Source organism: Mycolicibacterium novocastrense, assembly GCF_001499835.1.
GTDB lineage: Bacteria > Actinomycetota > Actinomycetes > Mycobacteriales > Mycobacteriaceae > Mycobacterium > Mycobacterium novocastrense.
The window spans coordinates 1-17,464 of record NZ_LQIH01000012.1 but is presented as its reverse complement, the minus strand read 5'-3'; the positions used below and the strand labels follow the sequence as shown (position 1 = coordinate 17,464).

The 17,464-nt window shown below is 66.9% G+C and carries 14 protein-coding genes; 11 read left to right on the top strand and 3 right to left on the bottom strand.

Annotated elements, in window-relative coordinates:
• From AU072_RS10400 to AU072_RS10380, 6 genes are all read left to right on the top strand, one after another.
• Entirely contained in the window at positions 1-1,191 is a 1,191-nt protein-coding gene (locus tag AU072_RS10400) for an acyl-CoA dehydrogenase family protein (protein ID WP_064413718.1), read from the top strand.
• A 42-nt stretch (positions 1,192-1,233) separates the two neighbouring features.
• A complete protein-coding gene (locus AU072_RS10395) occupies positions 1,234-3,537 on the top strand; it encodes a CaiB/BaiF CoA-transferase family protein (protein WP_064413717.1) in 2,304 nt (767 codons plus the stop codon).
• A 64-nt stretch (positions 3,538-3,601) separates the two neighbouring features.
• Positions 3,602-4,534: a LysR family transcriptional regulator gene (locus AU072_RS10390; RefSeq protein ID WP_064413716.1), complete on the top strand. Its 933-nt coding sequence runs from the start codon at positions 3,602-3,604 to the stop codon at positions 4,532-4,534.
• Positions 4,527-7,058, top strand: coding sequence for a DEAD/DEAH box helicase (locus AU072_RS10385; RefSeq protein ID WP_174523756.1), 2,532 nt, complete (start codon positions 4,527-4,529; stop codon positions 7,056-7,058). The genes AU072_RS10390 and AU072_RS10385 overlap by 8 nt, the downstream gene beginning before the upstream one ends.
• Positions 7,059-7,189: 131 nt before the next feature.
• Positions 7,190-7,321: a hypothetical protein gene (locus AU072_RS28780; RefSeq protein WP_263987676.1), complete on the top strand. Its 132-nt coding sequence runs from the start codon at positions 7,190-7,192 to the stop codon at positions 7,319-7,321.
• Between the two features lie 62 nt (positions 7,322-7,383).
• The gene (locus tag AU072_RS10380; RefSeq protein WP_064413714.1) at positions 7,384-8,478 is read left to right on the top strand and encodes an NADH:flavin oxidoreductase; all 1,095 of its coding nucleotides are present in this window, start codon (positions 7,384-7,386) and stop codon (positions 8,476-8,478) included.
• A gap of 60 nt (positions 8,479-8,538) precedes the next feature.
• On the opposite strand, the gene AU072_RS10375 is transcribed toward AU072_RS10380, so the two are convergent.
• Positions 8,539-8,808, bottom strand: coding sequence for a metal-sensitive transcriptional regulator (locus AU072_RS10375; RefSeq protein ID WP_064413713.1), 270 nt, complete (start codon positions 8,806-8,808; stop codon positions 8,539-8,541).
• Positions 8,809-8,941: 133 nt separating this feature from the next.
• Here AU072_RS10375 and AU072_RS10370 point away from each other — a divergent pair, with 133 nt between their 5' ends.
• The 4 genes from AU072_RS10370 to AU072_RS10355 all read left to right on the top strand — a co-directional run bounded on the left by AU072_RS10370 (position 8,942) and on the right by AU072_RS10355 (position 13,531).
• Positions 8,942-10,321: a rhodanese-like domain-containing protein gene (locus AU072_RS10370; protein ID WP_064413712.1), complete on the top strand. Its 1,380-nt coding sequence runs from the start codon at positions 8,942-8,944 to the stop codon at positions 10,319-10,321.
• A 210-nt stretch (positions 10,322-10,531) separates the two neighbouring features.
• Positions 10,532-11,305 carry a sulfite exporter TauE/SafE family protein gene (locus tag AU072_RS10365; protein WP_064413711.1) on the top strand — a complete coding sequence of 258 codons (774 nt, stop codon included), beginning with the start codon at positions 10,532-10,534 and terminating at the stop codon, positions 11,303-11,305.
• A gap of 17 nt (positions 11,306-11,322) precedes the next feature.
• Positions 11,323-12,675, top strand: a complete 1,353-nt coding sequence (locus AU072_RS10360; RefSeq protein WP_064413710.1) for an MBL fold metallo-hydrolase — start codon at positions 11,323-11,325, stop codon at positions 12,673-12,675.
• A 61-nt stretch (positions 12,676-12,736) separates the two neighbouring features.
• Positions 12,737-13,531, top strand: coding sequence for a TspO-related membrane protein (locus tag AU072_RS10355; RefSeq protein WP_064413709.1), 795 nt, complete (start codon positions 12,737-12,739; stop codon positions 13,529-13,531).
• A 72-nt stretch (positions 13,532-13,603) separates the two neighbouring features.
• Here the strand turns inward: AU072_RS10355 and AU072_RS10350 are convergent, their stop codons facing one another.
• On the bottom strand, positions 13,604-15,097 hold the full coding sequence (locus tag AU072_RS10350; protein ID WP_064413999.1) for a flavin-containing monooxygenase: 1,494 nt from the start codon (positions 15,095-15,097) through the stop codon (positions 13,604-13,606).
• A gap of 152 nt (positions 15,098-15,249) precedes the next feature.
• Between AU072_RS10350 and AU072_RS10345 the strand changes: the two genes are divergently transcribed.
• Positions 15,250-16,509, top strand: a complete 1,260-nt coding sequence (locus AU072_RS10345) for an oxygenase MpaB family protein (protein ID WP_064413708.1) — start codon at positions 15,250-15,252, stop codon at positions 16,507-16,509.
• Here AU072_RS10345 and AU072_RS10340 read toward each other — a convergent pair whose 3' ends face one another.
• Positions 16,510-17,181: a L,D-transpeptidase family protein gene (locus AU072_RS10340; RefSeq protein ID WP_064413707.1), complete on the bottom strand. Its 672-nt coding sequence runs from the start codon at positions 17,179-17,181 to the stop codon at positions 16,510-16,512.
• Between the last annotated feature and the right edge of the window lie 283 nt (positions 17,182-17,464).

Below are 17,464 nucleotides of genomic sequence, written 5' to 3'. Positions count from 1 at the left end.
ATGACCAGCCCGCTGCCCACCGCCGACGAGCTCCGCGCCGAGGTCCGGGAATGGTTGCGCGACAACTGGACTCCACTTCCCTCCTCCGACGACCCGTGGGTGTCGTCACCCGAGAGGATCGCCTGGCTGGAGAAGGTGCTCGACGCCGGTTACGCCGTGCCGACCTATCCCACCGAGTGGTTCGGACGCGGATACCCCAGTGACCTCGCGGCCGTCATCGGCCAGGAGTTCTCGGCGATCAAGGCGCCGGGGTCGCGGCAGGACAAGTACAACATCCCGGCCAACACCACCCTCAAGCTCGGCGCCGAGAGAATCAAAGGCGATCTGCTGCGCGATTTCCTGGTCGAGCGGTCCCGCACCTGCCTGCTCTACAGCGAACCGGGCGCCGGTTCCGACCTGGCCAGCGTGCGCACCACCGCCGTCCGCGACGGCGACCAGTGGGTCGTCAACGGGCAGAAGGTGTGGACGTCGGGCGCGCTCACGGCCGATTACACGCTGCTGCTGGCCCGCACCGATTGGGATGTGCCCAAACACAAGGGCCTGAGCCTGTTCATCATGCCGATGAAGCAGCCGGGCATCGAGGTGCGCCCGCTGGTGCAGATCACCGGTGAATCGCACTTCAACGAGGTGTTCATCAACGATGCGACCGTCTCCGACGACTACCTGCTGGGCGGCGAGGGCAACGGATGGCGCGCGCTTCAGACCGCGCTGGCCTACGAACGGTCCATCATGGGTGACAGTGGTCGCGGCTCGCGTAACCGCAAGGCGGACAGCCTGATCGAACTCGCCCGCGAGTACGGCGTCCTCGACGATCCCGCGGTGCGCTACCCGCTGGCGAAAGTGCTGGCGATGCGGGAGCTGAACCGGCTCAACAACGCGCGCGCGAAAGCCAGTACGTCACAGGGCACGTCGAGCTCGATCATGTCGCTGGGCAAGCTTGCGATGTCGAAGATCCTGCACACCGAGGCGGCGATGAAGACACAGATCATCGGCGCGCAGGCCTTGTTGGCCGGCCCCGAGAACCCGGTGGCCGACGATGTCAACTTCCTGACTCTCAACGCGTTCTTCACCTCGATTGGCGGCGGCACCGACCAAATCCAGCGCAACATCATCGGCGAGCGTGTGCTGGGGCTGCCCAAGGAGCCCGAGGCCGACCGCGACATCCCGTTCCGTCAGGCCCGCAGGAGCTGACCCGTGTCCCACGCTGCCGCATACGATCCGCCGCTGTCGGGGATGCGGATCCTCGACCTGAGCTCGGGCCCGATGAGCGCAATCGGCCGGCTGCTCGCCGACCTCGGGGCGCGGGTGACGGTGCTGCGCCTGCTCGGTGTCACCGACGACGACGTGGTGGGACCGCACCTGGCAGGGGTAGGTGTGCAGACCGCCATCGACCGGCACGGCATGGAGACCGTCGAGCTGGCTCCGTCGACCGCGGCGGGCCGCGACGGGTTCTCCGAAATGCTTGGCGGCACCGACATCCTGATCGAGAGCACCCGGCCCGGATCGCTCGCCGAGGCGACGCTGGCGGTGCGTGAGATCCGTAGGCAGCATCCGGCGCTGGTGATCCTGTCGCTCAGCGACTTCGGCCGCGACAACGACTACCGCACCTGGCAGGGCACCGGTCCGGTGTTCCACGCCTTGACCAGCGAGCTGTCGCGGTCCGGCATCCCGGGCCGCGAGCCGTTGGTACCGCCGGGCGAACTGCCCTACCACGTGGCCGCCGCGCAGGCCGCGGTGATGGCCGTCGCGGTCTACCTCGACCGCTTGCGCACCGGTGAGGGCGACCTGATCGACTTCTCGATCCTCGAAGGGGCGATGCAAACGCTCGACCCGCCGTTCGGCTCGGCGGGCAGCGCGTCGGCGGGCGTAGCGGTGAAGCTGCAGCAGCGCGACTGGGACGCCGAACGTCAGCGCTACCCGATCATCCCCTGCAAGGACGGCCACGTCCGCATCTGCATCCTGGCCAAACGGCAGTGGCGCGGCATGTTCACCTGGATGGGCAACCCCGAGGAGTTCGCCGACCCCTCATACGACAAACTCGGAAAGCGGTTCCGCTCACCGCATCTGCTCGATGCGATCGCCGCTTTCTGCGCCGACAAGACCCGCGCGGAGCTGGAGTCCCAGGGTCAGGCCCACGGCGTTCCGACGGCGGCGGTGCTGACCCTGTCGGAGGCGATGACCGCCGAACACTTCAGTGCGCGTGGCTTTTTCCGCGATGTGGAGCTGGTGCCCGGCGTCGTGGCCCCGGTCCCGGTCGGTGTCAGCGAAATCGACGGCCATCGCGCCAGCGCACTCGACATGGACTCGCATCGATCCGAACCCCTCACCGCCGCACCACTGTTGGCGAGTCGGCAGCGCCGAGCCGAGGGGCGGCCGCTGGAAGGGATCCGCGTCCTCGATCTCGGGGTCATCGTCGTCGGAGCCGACACCGGCCGGCTCTTCGGCGATCTGGGCGCCGACGTCGTCAAGATCGAACACTCCGCCCATCCCGACGGCCTGCGCGTCGGCAAGCTCACCACAATGACCCAGCCGTTCGCCGCGGGTCACCGCAACAAGCGCTCGATCGGGCTCGACCTGCGCACGGAGGAAGGTCTCGAACTCGCGCACCGCCTGGTGCGGGCCTCCGATGTGGTGCTGACGAACTTCAAACCCGGCGTCGCCGAAGCGCTGGGCATGGATTATGCGACGCTGCGACGGATCAACCCGGGCATCGTCGTGGTGGACAGTTCCGCTTTCGGTCCCAGCGGTCCGTGGGCCAACCGCCTGGGCTACGGGCCGCTGGTGCGCGCCGCCGTCGGGTTCACCAGTCAGTGGGTGTACCCGGGCGAGCCCGAGACATTCTGCGACACCGTCACCGTCTACCCCGACCACGTCGCGGCCAGGATCGGCGCCCTGTCTGCGATTGCGCTGCTCCTGCGCCGGGAACGCACCGGCGAGGGCGGGTCGGCGAGCATCGCCCAGGCCGAGGTGATGCTCAGTCATGTCGCCGCCGACATCGCCGCCGACGCTCTCGAGCGTGCCGGGCACCCCCGCTCCGGCACGGGAGGCAGGACACCGTGGGGACTGTTCCCGGCCGCGGGCGACAACGAGTGGATCGCGATCACCGTGCGTGACGACGCCGAGCTGCAGGCGCTGCGCTGGGTCATCGGCCTGCCGGGCGACGGTGAGGTCGACCCCGACGCCGTGCGCGCCTGGACCACGCGGCATTCGCGGATCGAGGCGATGGAAAGGCTGCAGGCCGCGGGCGTGCCCGCGGGTGCCGTCATGCACGCCGACGAGCTCCCGTCGTGGGGGTACTACCAGCAGCGGCGATCGTTCCGCGAGGAGCTTCACCCGCACGCAGACGTCCCGTTCACGATGGAGAACGTGCAGATCCACTGCGATCACGTCGCCGATCCCCCGTTGCTGCAGGCCCCGCTCATCGGCGAGCAGACCGCCGAGATCGCCACCGAACTCCTCGGCCTGAACCCGACGGAGATCGATGCGCTGCATCGGCGAAGGGTGCTCGAGACCACCACAGGCGACGTGCACGTCTGACCCGGGTGCACCGGTGATCTCGTAGCATTCGGGTGGCACGGCACCCGTACGAGACACCGCAGGAATGGACATCGACTTCACCAGGCTCAGGTACTTCGTCGCCGTGGCCGACGAACTGCACTTCAAGCGGGCTGCCGACAAGCTGATGATCACGCCGCCCCCGCTGAGCAAGCAGATCAAACTCCTCGAGAAGGAACTCGGCGGACCCTTGTTCGAACGCGGCTACCACGACGTGCGGCTGAGCCCGCTCGGCGAACGGTTGATCGGCCCGGCCCGCGAAATCCTGCGACAGGTCGAAGAGTTCAAAGCCACCGCGAAGCACGGTGTGCAGGGTCCGGCGCCGCTTCGGCTGAGCGCCACCGCCTATGCGCCGTCCGACCTGCTCGCGCAACTGGAGACGGTGCTGACCGACCTGCCCGTCCCGACGGAGTTCGGAGTTCCCGGGTCGGGTACGGAGGTCGCCGCCAAGCTGATCGCCGGACAGGCCGAGCTGGGCCTGATCCACCTGCCCGCCGGTGACAAACGCCTGCGTCACAAGGTGGTGGCCAGCTATCAGGGTGCGGTCGCGGTGCGCTTCGACGATCCCCTGGCCGCCAAAGACCTTGTGGCGATCGACGAACTGCGCGACCGGGAGGTCGTGATCGACTTCGCCCGGCCCAATCCGGTGGTGCTGGCCGGGTTGACCCGACAACTCAACAGCCGCGGTGTGCACCGCATCGTCCGCACCACCAACCAGCGCGGCGGCGAACTCGAGATGGCCACCGCCGTGTTCAACCGGCATCTCGTCGCGCTGGTGAGTTACGCACCCGACTCGTTCATCGGCAAGATGTTCTCCCCGCCGGAGTTCAAGTTGGTGCCGATCGACGAAAGCAACTGGCCCCCAGCGCGAATCGCACTCGCTTGGGCGCCCGAGCGGCTGCGGAGCAGGCTCACCGAGGTCGAGCAGGCCGCCGAGCAGATCGCCAACCGGCTGGGGCCGGTGCATCGAGGTGCCTGAGACTTCACTCACCGACATCGCACACGGGCTGGGCGCCGATCCCGACGCGCTGTTCACGGCCTTCGCCGCCTGGGCCGAGGCCAACGGCACCGTGCTGTATCCGGCGCAGGAGGAAGCGCTGATCGAGTTGGTCAGCGGCGCCAACGTCATCCTGGCGACCCCGACCGGTTCGGGGAAGTCGCTGGTGGCCACGGGCGCGCTGTTCGCGACGCTGGCCCGATCCGGTGCACGGCATGGCCGCAGCTTCTACACCGCGCCGATCAAGGCGCTGGTTAGCGAGAAGTTCTTCGCGCTGTGCAAGGTGTTCGGCGCGGACAACGTCGGCATGCTGACCGGTGACGCCGCGGTCAACGCCGAGGCGCCGATCATCACCTGCACCGCCGAGGTGCTGGCCAACATCGCGCTGCGCGAAGGGGCCGACGCCGACATCGCGTTGGTGGTGATGGATGAGTTCCATTTCTACGGCGATCCGGACCGCGGATGGGCGTGGCAGGTTCCGCTGCTGGAACTGCCGAAGGCGCAGTTCCTGCTGATGTCGGCGACGCTGGGTGACGTTTCGTTCCTGCGCGACGACCTCACCCGGCGCACCGGCCGCCCGACGGCGCTGGTGTCCAACGCCGAACGCCCAGTGCCGCTGTTCTTTTCGTATGCGAACACTCCGATGCACGAGACGATCGGCGATCTGCTCGAGACCGCGCAGGCCCCGATCTACGTCGTGCACTTCACCCAGGCCTCGGCGTTGGAGCGCGCGCAGGCGTTGATGAGCGTCAACGTCAGCACCAAAGAGCAGAAGGCCGAGATCCGGGAGATGATCGGCGCGTTCCAGTTCTCCACGGCCTTCGGCGCGACGCTGTCCCGGTTGGTGCGACACGGTATCGGAGTGCACCACGCCGGGATGCTGCCGAAGTACCGGCGGCTGGTCGAACAGTTGGCGCAGGCCGGTCTGCTCAAGGTGATCTGCGGCACCGACACGCTGGGTGTCGGCATCAATGTGCCGATCCGCACGGTGGTGTTCTCGGCGCTGTCGAAGTACGACGGGGTGCGCACCCGGCTGCTCAATGCGCGCGAGTTCCACCAGATCGCAGGTCGGGCCGGGCGGGCCGGCTACGACACCGCGGGCACCGTCGTCGTGCAGGCGCCCGACCACGAGGTGGAGAACCTCAAACAGTTCGCCAAGGTCGCCGACGACCCCAGGAAGCGCCGGAAGCTGGTGCGCCGCAAGGCTCCCGAGGGCATGGTGCCGTGGAGCGAGTCGACGATGAACCGGTTGATCGAGGCCACGCCCGAACCGCTGACCAGCAACATGCGGGTGTCGACGGCGATGATGCTCGACGTCGTCGACCGTCCCGGCGACCCCTTCGAGGCGATGCGGCGGCTGTTGACCGACAACCACGAGCCACGCAATCGGCAATTGCAGCACATCCGCGAAGCCGTCGGTATCGCGCGCTCACTGCTACAGGCCGGTGTGGTGGAGCGCCTCGACCAGCCCGGTCCCGACGGCAGCAGATACCGGCTGACCGTCGACCTGCCGCCGAACTTCGCGTTGTATCAACCGTTGTCGACATTCGCTCTGGCCGCCGTCGATGTGCTCGATCCGACATCGGAAACCTTTGCGCTGGATGTGGTTTCGGTGACCGAGGCGACGCTGGAGGATCCGCGTCAGATCTTGGCGGCGCAGCTGAACAAGGCCCGAGGCGAGGCCGTCGCTGCGATGAAGGCCGAAGGCATCGAGTACGACGAGCGCATCGAACTGCTCGACGACATCACCTACCCCAGGCCGCTCGAGGAGCTGCTCGAGCACACCTTCGAGGTCTACCTGCAGAGCAACCCGTGGGCCGCCGACTCCGCGCTGTCCCCGAAGTCGGTGGTGCGCGAGATGTGGGAACGCGCCATGACTTTCCGCGAATACGTCAGCGAGTACGGCCTGACCCGCGCCGAGGGGGCGGTGCTGCGCTACCTGTCCGATGCGTACAAGGCGCTGCGGTCCGGAGTTCCCGCCGCGGCCAGAACCGAGGAACTCACCGATATCGTCGAGTGGCTCGGCGAGCTTGTCCGCCAGGTGGATTCGAGCCTGCTCGACGAGTGGGAGCAGCTGACCGACCCCGACCAGCCACATGACGCGCCGGCGGCGGTGCCGGCCCCGCCGCGCCCGCTGTCCGGCAACCAGCGTGCGTTCACGGCGATGGTGCGCAACGCGTTGTTCCGGCGGGTGCAGTTGTTCGCCCGGCAGCGCTGGGACGAACTCGGCGCGCTGGACAGCGGTTCGGGATGGACGGCGGCGCGCTGGGAGCAGGTCGGGCAGGACTACTTCGACGAGCACGACGACGTCGGCACCGGCGCCGACGCGCGCGGCCCGGCGCTGCTGGTCATCGACCGTGCGCCCGAAGTGTGGCGGGTGCGGCAGATTTTCGACGATCCCGCGGGCGACCACGACTGGGGCTTCACCGTGGAGGTCGACCTTGTCGCCTCCGACGAGGCCGGCGCGGTCGTATTGCGGGTCGTCGACGCCGGCCGGTTCGACTGAGCGACGCGCGACGCCTTCTTGCCGAGTGTGGCCTTGCCTCACACTTGTCGCGGATTCGCGTGACACAACCCCACTCTCGGCGGAACGCTTTGTGTGATTACCGGTGAGCGCCTACGGGTACGGAGTCGGACATGACATCTCCAGACGAGAACGTAACGCCAGAGCCCGCCACCAAGGACGCCGACGTGATGGCGCCCGCCACTCCCGGAGCCGAGGCGCTGCCGCTGCCCGAGGACCAGGTCGACAAGCCCTCCGAAGGTTAGGTAAATCCCGCGCCGCGTGGCCCGATGGAATCGGCCCGCGCGGTCTCGCGTTGGATCGGTTCATGGCGATTGACGATCTCTTTCGACCGTTCACGGTCCGCTCCCTGACGGTGCCCAACCGGTTCGCGATGGCCCCGATGACCCGTCAGGCCTCACCCGGCGGGATTCCGGGCGCCGACGTGGCGGAGTACTACCGTCGGCGGGCCGCGGGCGGGGTCGGGCTGATCATCACCGAGGGCATCCGGCTACCGGATGCGGCCGCCGGATACCCGGCCAGCATCCCGACGATCGCGGGCGACGAGGTGCTCGCCGGCTGGCGGCGTGTCGTCGGCTCGGTTCATCGCGAGGGCGGCATGATCGCCGCGCAACTGTGGCATCAGGGCGTGCAGCGTGACGACGCCGACGGTGTGGTGCCCGTCGGCCCCTCGGGTGTCGACGGCCGCGGTCGGCCTCGGGGCCGGGCGCTCGAGGTCCGCGAACTACACCGACTCGCCGATCAGTACGCCGAAAGCGCCGCCACCGCTCGGGAGGTCGGCTTCGACGCGGTCGAACTGCACGGTGCCCACGGCTATCTGCTCGACGAGTTCTTCTGGGACCGAACCAATCTGCGCACGGACGAATACGGCGGGTCGCTGACCGCCCGAACCCGCTTCCCTGCCGAGGTGGTGGCCGCCGTCCGCGCCGCCGTCGGCCCGGACTACCCGATCATCTTCCGGTTCTCTCAATGGAAGGGCACCGACTACACCGCGTCCGTCGCCGCGGATCCGACCGAACTGCAGGAACTGCTTGCGCCACTGGTGGATGCAGGGATCGACGTTCTGCACCCGTCGACCCGCAGGCACTACGCACCGGCGTTCCCCGACCACGACGGCGAGTTGAGCCTGGCCGGCTGGACGAAGAAGGTAACCGGCGTGCCCGTCATCGCGGTCGGCTCGGTCGGGCTGGAGACGCAGTTCCGCAGCGAGAAGCAGGGCCAGGTGATCCAGCCTGCCCCCGTCGACCGTCTGGTCGAGCAGTTCGACGCCGACGAGTTCGACATCGTCGCCATCGGTCGGGCCCTGCTCGCCGATCCGGCGTGGGTCAACCGCCTGCGCGACGGCCGCCTCGACGGGTTCGCCGGATACGACCCCGAGGCCGCGCTCGCGAAGCTCGCCTGAGCGTTTCCGACGACACCTCGCTGCCCCCGATCGCTCCGACCTCCTCCTCGAGCGAATCTGTCAGGCCAACGCCAGGAAGAGCTTCTCGAGTTCTTCCTCGGTCATGGGCCGTTCATTACCCTCGTGGTCCCCGGTCATGCACTCGCGTAGGCCCGTCGCGACGATCTTGAAGCCCGCGCGGTCGAGCGCCCGCGACACCGCCGCGAGCTGAGTGACGACGTCCTTGCACTCACGGCCCTGCTCGATCATCCCGATCACACCGGCGAGTTGTCCCTGCGCACGCCGTAGCCGGTTGAGTACGGCTGCGATGGCCTCCTGGTCACCAACCATGGCTTTTCCTTTCCACTTCGCTGTCCAGATTACCCGCGGGGGTATTTGCGGAATAGATACCCCCGGGTGTATTGTCGACTATACCCGGAGGGGTATCGAGCCGACACCCCGACGATGAGAAGGGACAACGAAGATGATCCTTGAGCAGTACTACATCGAATGCCTGTCACACGCGTCTTACCTGATCGGTGACGAGTCGACCGGACGCGCGATTGTCGTGGACCCGCGCCGCGACATCACCGAATACCTGGCCGATGCGCGTAGACACGGGCTCATGATCGAGGGCGTCATCAACACCCACTTCCATGCCGACTTCGTCTCCGGGCACCTCGAACTCGTCCATGCCACCGGCGCTTGGATTGGCTTCGGAGAGGCCGCCGAGACCGACTATCCGATCCGCCGCCTGGCTGACCGGGAACACGTGTCGCTGGGGGACGTCGACCTGGAGATCCTCTCGACACCGGGCCACACCTGGGAATCGATCAGCGTGCTGGTTCGCGAGCGTGCCGACGTCGAGCCGACGGCCGTCCTGACGGGCGACTCGCTGTTCATCGGTGACGTCGGCAGACCGGATCTGGTCAATATCGGGGACGGCTCGGCCAGCGACCTGGCTCGTGCGATGTTCCACACGATCCACGACACGTTGATGAAACTGCCCGACCACGTGAAGGTGCTGCCCGCGCACGGCGCCGGCTCGTCGTGCGGCAAGAACCTGTCGACCGAACTCACGTCGACAATCGGCGAACAGCGGGTGAGCAACCCCTCGGTTCAACCGATGAGCGAAGACGACTTCGTCTCGATGCTCATCCACGGCCAGCCCGCCGCACCGGCATATTTCGCCGTCGACGCCGCGATGAACAAGCGGGTTCACCCGCTGCTGCAAGAGCAGCGCATGGTCGCCAGGATGACCCCGGAGCAGATGCGGGCTGCACTCGCGGACGGCGTGCGCGTGGTGGACGCGCGCAGCGTCGACGATTTCGCCGCGGGCCACCTGCGCGGCTCGGTGAACGTCGGTTTCGACGGGCGGTTCGCCGAGACCGCCGGGATGGTGGCCGAGGTCGGGGAACCGATCGCCCTGATCACCTATCCGGGAGAAGAACAGCAGGCCGCGCTGAGGCTGGCCCGCATCGGCTCGGACAATGTGGTCGGCTATCTCAACGTCGACCGCGATGAACGGTTGCCCGCCGAGCTTCGGGATCTGGTGCAGATTGCGCCTCGGACAAAGGTTTCCGAGCTCGACGAGATGCTGGCCGCCGAAGCCGTGACGTTGATCGATATCCGCAACCCCGGTGAGCGAGAAGCCGGTGCCATCCCCGGATCGATCCACATCCCGCTGGCGCAGTTGCGGAGCCGCATGAGTGAAGTGCCGACCGACGAGCCGATCCTGCTGCACTGTGCGGGCGGCTGGCGATCCAGTGTCGCGGCTTCGTTACTGCGCGCGAACGGTTTTCGGCACGTGTCCGACCTGGCGGGTGGATACAACGCGTGGATCGATGCCCACGCAACAGTTTGAGGAACCGGATCAGAAGGAGACAGCTGCATGTGTTACGCAATCCGATGCCCATCGTGCGGCAAGACCACATGGGACGGCTGCGGCCAGCACGTCGACGACGTGATGCGGTCGGTGCCGGCCGAACAGCGTTGCCGCTGTCAATCGGCGACCGCACCGCCGCGCCGTCCCGGCCGTCGGTTGTGGCGCCGATAGGCGGGTCGAGGGCAACTCATGGCGTTGGCGATCGGACTGACGCTCGGCGCGGTGATCGGTGTGCTGCTGGGACTGCTCGGCGGCGGGGGTTCGATCCTCGCCGTTCCGGCACTGGTCTACGGCGTGGGTCTCGGCATCGAGGAGGCCATTCCGATCTCTCTGGTCGTCGTGGCCGTGGCATCGGCCGTCGGTGTGCTGCCGAAAATCCGTGCCGGGCAGGTTCGGTGGCGCATGGCGGGTATCTTCGCGGCGGCCGGTATCCCCGCGACCATTCTCGGCAGCGCCATCAGCAGACATCTGCCCGAGTCAGCGCTGCTGATCGGGTTTGCGGCCGTGATGGTGGTCGCGGGCATCCGCATGCTGGCCGATCAGGACAACACCGGGACCGCCTGCGAGGTCCGCGCCGGACAGGTCAACTGGCGTCGGTGTGTACCGCGGTCGATCGGGGCCGGTCTTGTCGTCGGCTTGCTGACCGGGCTGTTCGGCGTCGGCGGCGGCTTCCTCATCATCCCGGCACTCGTGGTAGTTCTCGGCATCGAAATGTCCACGGCCATAGGCACTTCGCTGCTGATCATCGTCGCCAACTCGCTCGCCGGCATCTTCTCGCATCTCCAGGGCATCAGCGTCGACTGGTCACTCACCGCGGCGTTCGTCGCCGCCGCAACGGCCGCCTCGCTGGTCGCGGGATACTTCGGCACCAAGGTCGACACCGATCGCCTGCAGCGCTGGTTCGCCTACCTCGTCTTCGCCGTCGCGGCATACGTTCTCGTCGACACCGTCTTCCTCCGTTGACCGCAGAAGGGAAATCCATGGACGTCTCGATCATCGAAACCTCCGGGCTCGGTGACCGCAGCTATCTGATCAGTCACGGCGACGTCGCCGTTGCGATCGATCCGCAGCGAGACATCGACCGAGTGCTCGCGGTTGCCGGCCGCCGCAAGGCGCGCATCACCCATGTGCTGGAAACGCACCTACACAACGACTATCTGACCGGTGGACTGGAACTGTCACGCACCGTCGGTGCCGAATACGTGGTGCCCGCCGGTGACGACGTGAGTTACGCGCGTCGTGCCGTCAGTGACGGTGACGTCATCGACGCCGGGCGGATCCGGTTGGAGGCGGTGCACACACCCGGTCACACCCACCACCACATCAGCTATGTGCTTCGCGACGACAACGACGACGTTCACGGTGTTTTCACCGGAGGATCGATGTTGTTCGGCACCACCGGGCGCACCGACCTGATCAGCGCGGACGCCACCGAAGAACTCGCCCGCGCGCAGTACCACTCCGTCCACAAGCTCGCCGATCGCCTGCCCGCCGACACACCGGTCTACCCGACGCATGGATTCGGTAGCTTCTGTTCGGCCACACCGGCTTCCGGTGACGAGTCGACCATCGGTGAACAGCGGCGCACCAACCCTGCACTGACACAGGACGAACAGGCCTACGTCGACGAACTGCTGGCCGGACTGTCGGCATACCCCGCGTACTACGCGCACATGGGCGTCATCAACAGCCGGGGACCCGCGCCCGTCGACCTGACACCCCCTGAGCCGATCAATCCCGCCGAATTGCGGCGCCGCCTCGGGGCCGGCGAGTGGGTGGTCGATCTGCGCAGTCGGACCGCGTTCGCCGCCGGACATCTGCAGGGCTCGTTGGGTTTCGAGCTGTCGGGCTCGTTTGTCAGTTACTTCGGCTGGCTGTACGACTGGGGCGCCCCGGTCACGCTCATCGGAGAGTCACCGGAGCAGATCGCCGACGCGAAACGCGAACTGGTGCGCATCGGAGTGGACCTGCTGACGGGGGCCGCCACCGGAGACATTGACGAGCTACGCGACGGATTCCCACTCGGCTCATATTCCGTCGCCGACTTCGGTCGGCTGGCTCAACGACGCCGAACGGAGGCGGTGGCGGTGCTCGATGTGCGGCAGACCCACGAGTACGAATCCGAGCGCATACCGTCCGCGGTGAACATACCGCTGCACGAACTGCCCAAGCGGCTCAACGAGGTTCCGCCCTCAACGGTCTGGGTGCACTGTGCCTCCGGGTATCGGGCGTCGATCGCGGCGTCGTTCCTCGACCGCGCCGGCCGCGACGTCGTCCTCATCGACGACGACTTCGACAACGCCACAGCCCAGGGCCTCACCGCGCGAACCTAGGGTTCGGAATCCTCGCAAACGGGCATGCAGCGCACATCCGCGCGAACGTGAGGAGCCCGACATGGTGAGCCGGACGGCCGACAAGAGATCGACCTCGACGGTGCTGTTGGCACTTGTCGTCGGTGTGGCCACCGCGGCCACGCTCGTCGTCAACTACCTCGCCAACAGCCTGCCGATCAACGGCCAGACCACCGGTGACGTCACCCGTCGCGTCGAGGTGTACTTCGTGCCCGCCGGTTACGTCTTCTCCATCTGGAGCGTCATCTACCTCGGGCTGATCGCCTACACCGTGTACCTGGGTCTGGCACTCGCGCAGCGCCGCGCCGACAGCGGCGCCGCACGCGCGATCGCGCCCTGGTACGTGCTGACCGCCGCTGCCAACTGTTGCTGGCTGTTCGCGTGGCACCACAACCAGTTTCCGCTGAGCATGCTGGTGATGGTTGTGCTGCTGGTCGCCCTCATCGTCATCTACCGCCTGCAAGCCTCGCGCCCACCCACGTCGACGCTCGAGCGGTGGACGGTGCACATCCCGTTCCGGGTGTACCTGGGCTGGATTTCGGTCGCGACCATCGCCAACGCGACCATCACCCTCGATGACGCCGGCTGGTCGGGTTTCGGTCTCTCGGAACCGACCTGGGGCGTCATCATGGTCGCGGTGGCGGCCGCACTCGGACTGGTGATGAATCTGCGCCACCGCGACATCGCCTACGGCCTGGTGATCGTCTGGGCAGTGATCGGCATCGCGGTACGCCTCAGCGACACCACGTCGGTCCTGATCGCCTCGTTGGCCGGTGCGGCGGTGGTCGGCATCTCCGTGCTGATCTCCGCGCAACGGCTGCGCAGCCGAACCGCTTGATGGAGGTGCACGGACGGATTTCGTTGCGCGATAAGCCCTATGGAAGACGCTGACCCTCCCCGCAGCGCCGGCTCAGACTTCTTGCGCTGCCACGGTTTCGTAGGCGTCCAGATCGAATCGTTTCGTCTGTCTGCGGAAGCGGAACGTGAAGTCAGGCCACAGGGTGGTGTTGTTGCCGTGGGCGTCCAGATACCAGCTGGCGCAACCGCCGGTCATCCACACCGAGCCGGCGAGTTTGTCCTGTAATTCGTCGTTGTAGGCGTCCAGGGCGTCCTGGCGCACGTCAACACGGCTCAGGCCGCGGCTCGTCATGGTGGCGATGGCGTCGACAACGTAGTTGAGCTGCGACTCGATCATGTACACCATCGATGTGTGCCCGAGTCCGATGTTCGGTCCGACGAGGATGAACATGTTCGGGTAGCCGGCGATCGTCGTGCCCTTGTACGCACGCATGCCCTTGTCGGCGAAGGTCTGGCTCAGGCTCCGTCCGTCGGTACCGCAGATGGTGTCGAACATCGGCGAATCGGTGACGTGGAATCCGGTCGCCACGATGATCGCGTCGACCTCACGAGCGGTGCCGTCCTCCGTGATGATGCGGCGCCCGTCGATCTCGCGGATGCCGTCGGTGACGAGATCGACGTCGTCGCGGTCCAGCGCCGGATACCAGTCATTGGCGATGAGCATGCGTTTGCAGCCGATCCGGAAGTTCGGCGTCACCTTGCGGCGCAACTCCGGATCGCGGATCTCTGCGCGGATCTTGGCGCGCGAGATCAATTCGAACAGCTTCATCAGGCGAGGGTTCTTCGCCAGTCCGACCACTTGGGTCTCACGGGCCGCGTAGATCCCCGCCCGGGCGAGCCGCAGGACTCCGGGGATGTTGCGGAAGGCCCAGCGCTCGACGCGGGTGAAGGGCCGGTCGAAGCGGGGCAGCAGCCAGGGCGCCGTGCGCTGGTAGACATCGATGTGGGCGACTGAATCAGCGATCGCCGGAACGATCTGGATCGCCGAGGCCCCGGTTCCGATGACGGCCACCCGTTTACCGGCCAGCTCCGCGTCGTGGTTCCACTGCGCCGAGTGGAAGAGCTCACCGTCGAAGTCGTCGATGCCCTCGATGGCGGGCAGTGACGGTTCGGCCAGGGCGCCGAACGCGCCGATGAGCACGTCTGCCGTCAGGGTTCCGCGGGTCGTCGAAAGCTCCCAGCAATGGCGGTCGTCTTGCCAGGCGGCTCTTCTGACCTGACATCCGAAGACGTGCCGATCGAGGACGCCGGCCCGGGTCGCGACGCCGCGGATGTATTCCTCGATCTCCGGCTGCGTCGAGAACGACCGGGTCCAGTTCGGATTCAGCGCGAACGAATACGAGTACAGATGCGAGGGCACGTCGCACGCTGCGCCGGGATAGGTGTTGTCGCGCCACGTCCCGCCGACGTCGTTTCCGCGTTCCAGGACGACGAAGTCGCGGTGTCCGGCCTCGTTCAGCCTCACCGCCGCACCGAGACCGGAGAATCCGCTTCCGACGATGGCGATTCGCGTGTGGCCGGGGAGGTCCTGCGACTGCGATCCGATCGGTGGTTCGTCAGGCACGATGCCCCCTCGCGCGACGCTTCCCTGCTTACGGTGTAGGCAAGAAGTAACCACTTGCGGCGGTCCTTACACACGGGACCGGACAGCGGTGGGTTCTGCGTACAGGCGCGATGCGTATGAGATATGACAAAGCCATGCCGGAATCGACAGTTCGCCCGCCCGGGGCTCCGTCCGCTTTCCGGTACCCGGGGCTCACCGGCCGCCGCGGGCTCCTGCGGAATGCAGCGAAGCGACTTGCCCGTATCGATCTGCTTCCCTCCGATACCACCGCGCGGGCATTCATCGCCGGCCTGAACGAGGGCGACCCCGTCGCCGAACGCTTCGTCGCCGAGACCTATCACGGTGAGCTCGGTGCGAGGAAGGCCCGCGAGCTGGTCGAGAAGGCCCAGCGGGAGGGCATCGACAATGTGCCCGAGGCGCCCGAGTCGATGCGTGCATTGTTCGAGGAATTCGAACAACTCCCCGAGTGGGTCGATCCGGGCCTCGTCGAGAAGGGAGCGGCGGTCTGGCGCCGGTGGGCCTACGCACTGGGCGCGCTCGGCAACGCCGGTACCAACGACACCTATACCGAGGGCTGGCTGGCGGTGCCCCTGTCGCTCTCCGGCGGTTACGCCGGCCAACGCGCCCTGCACCGGTATCTGGAGACATCGCGGTGGTGGATCGAGGTCTGCCGACCGGGCGCCATCCTGACGCCAGGGTCGTTGGGGCGCAACATTTCCCTGCACGTGCGGATCATGCATGTCAGTGTCCGCGATCGTGTCAGAGCGCACCCGGAGTGGGACGCCGAGCGCTGGGGTCTGCCGATCAGCCAGTCCGCCATGCTGCTGACGCTCTTGGGCGGCAGCGTCGCACCGGCATTCGGACTGTTCCTCCTCGGCCACCTCACCTCACCGCGAGAGATGCGCGCCGTCCTGCATTTCAACCGCTACTGCGGCTACCTCGTCGGGGTCCGATGCGACGGCTACTTCCCCGAGACCGTCGCCGATGCATGGCGCATCCTGTTCATGTGCGACGCGGCGCGCAGCTATGACAGCGCGGACAGCGGCACCGAACTCGTTCAGTCCTTCGTTCCGGCTTTCGAACCCACGACGTCGCACCGCGGCCTGGAGCGCCTTCGCGCCGAGTACCACTACCGCCTGCAAGCCGGGTATCTCGGGCTGTACATGCTCCCGTGGAATCGTCGTCGCTACCGGCTACCGTCGGCCCTGCCAGGAATCATGTTGCTTCTCAGCCGCTTTCCGATGATCCTCACCCTCGAGATCGCGCGGCGGTTGTCGCCGAGGTTCGACCGCTGGTGGCAGGCATCGAACCTCAAGCGGTGGGAAAACTGGCTGCAGTGGCAATCCGACGGCAAGGCAGCGGCTTTCGAGGCCGCGGTGCCGTTGCGCCGCTGATCACGCCCGCGACAGCACCAGCGACGGGCTGCCGACCCCGATGGTGATCTGCGGCGCCGCGGCGGGATCGAGCCACGTCAGCAGTGTGCGCATCTCCTCGCGCCCGATTGCCACACAACCCCACGTCGGATTCCCGTCGGTCACATGCAGGAAGATTCCCGACACCCGTCCCGGAATCCGCTGCGGGTTCACCGTGATGTTGACCGCGTAGTCGTAGACGGGACCGGAGTCATACAGGTTCTCGGCGATCGACGACGGTTTACGGGGCCCACGCACGTGGGTGTTGTACGTGGGTGAGGAGGCGTTCTCGTCCCACCAGTCCTGATTCGTGGTCTGGAAGTACGGCATCTTGGTGCCCGGGTTGGGTTGACGGCCGAAGGCCTGATCGAACGTGAAGGTTCCCACCGGCGTGCGGTGCACACCGTCAGCGGGTGCGCCCACGCCAAGGGCACCCACTTTGGCCGGCGTCGGCCCCAGGACGGGCTTCCATTGCTGTCCGGTCCGCTGAAAGGCGGTCAGGGTGCCCGAGGTGGCGTCGGCGGTGGGTACGCCGACGACGATCCACTGCGTCGTCCGTGCGGTTGCGGCGGCGGGCTGCGCCGCCGCCGGTGCGGCGAGCGGTAGCGCCAGGAGCGCAACACCGAGGTACGCCAGTGTCTTTCGCAGTCTCACGGGCTACCTCGCGAAGGTAATCGGGCACTCGAATGCAGAATCGAGACATCGTATCCGCGGTATATGGTCTGGGCCGTCCGTCGAAACCTGTTCGCGGCCAATACGAGACCGTGTCGCTACGTGGCTCAGTCGGTTCGGCTGATCGGGCGTACCGGATTTGAGTTCCTAACGAAGGTCAAGCCACTTGTGGGTTTGTCGTAGGGTTGCGTTTAGCGGGCTGGGATGTTGGAGCGCTTGGCGACTTCTGTGACTCCTGGCCCGCCTTCTTGCGTCGCTCGCGCAT

What these genes read in the sequence shown, in the direction of transcription:
- AU072_RS10400 (WP_064413718.1), top strand. Translation starts at nt 1, where the DNA reads ATGACCAGCCCGCTGCCCACCGCCGACGAGCTCCGCGCCGAGGTCCGG.
- AU072_RS10395 (WP_064413717.1), top strand. Translation starts at nt 1,234, where the DNA reads ATGCGGATCCTCGACCTGAGCTCGGGCCCGATGAGCGCAATCGGCCGG.
- AU072_RS10390 (WP_064413716.1), top strand. Translation starts at nt 3,602, where the DNA reads ATGGACATCGACTTCACCAGGCTCAGGTACTTCGTCGCCGTGGCCGAC.
- AU072_RS28780 (WP_263987676.1), top strand. Translation starts at nt 7,190, where the DNA reads ATGACATCTCCAGACGAGAACGTAACGCCAGAGCCCGCCACCAAGGAC.
- AU072_RS10380 (WP_064413714.1), top strand. Translation starts at nt 7,384, where the DNA reads ATGGCGATTGACGATCTCTTTCGACCGTTCACGGTCCGCTCCCTGACG.
- AU072_RS10375 (WP_064413713.1), bottom strand. Translation starts at nt 8,808, where the DNA reads ATGGTTGGTGACCAGGAGGCCATCGCAGCCGTACTCAACCGGCTACGG.
- AU072_RS10370 (WP_064413712.1), top strand. Translation starts at nt 8,942, where the DNA reads ATGATCCTTGAGCAGTACTACATCGAATGCCTGTCACACGCGTCTTAC.
- AU072_RS10365 (WP_064413711.1), top strand. Translation starts at nt 10,532, where the DNA reads ATGGCGTTGGCGATCGGACTGACGCTCGGCGCGGTGATCGGTGTGCTG.
- AU072_RS10360 (WP_064413710.1), top strand. Translation starts at nt 11,323, where the DNA reads ATGGACGTCTCGATCATCGAAACCTCCGGGCTCGGTGACCGCAGCTAT.
- AU072_RS10355 (WP_064413709.1), top strand. Translation starts at nt 12,737, where the DNA reads ATGGTGAGCCGGACGGCCGACAAGAGATCGACCTCGACGGTGCTGTTG.
- AU072_RS10345 (WP_064413708.1), top strand. Translation starts at nt 15,250, where the DNA reads ATGCCGGAATCGACAGTTCGCCCGCCCGGGGCTCCGTCCGCTTTCCGG.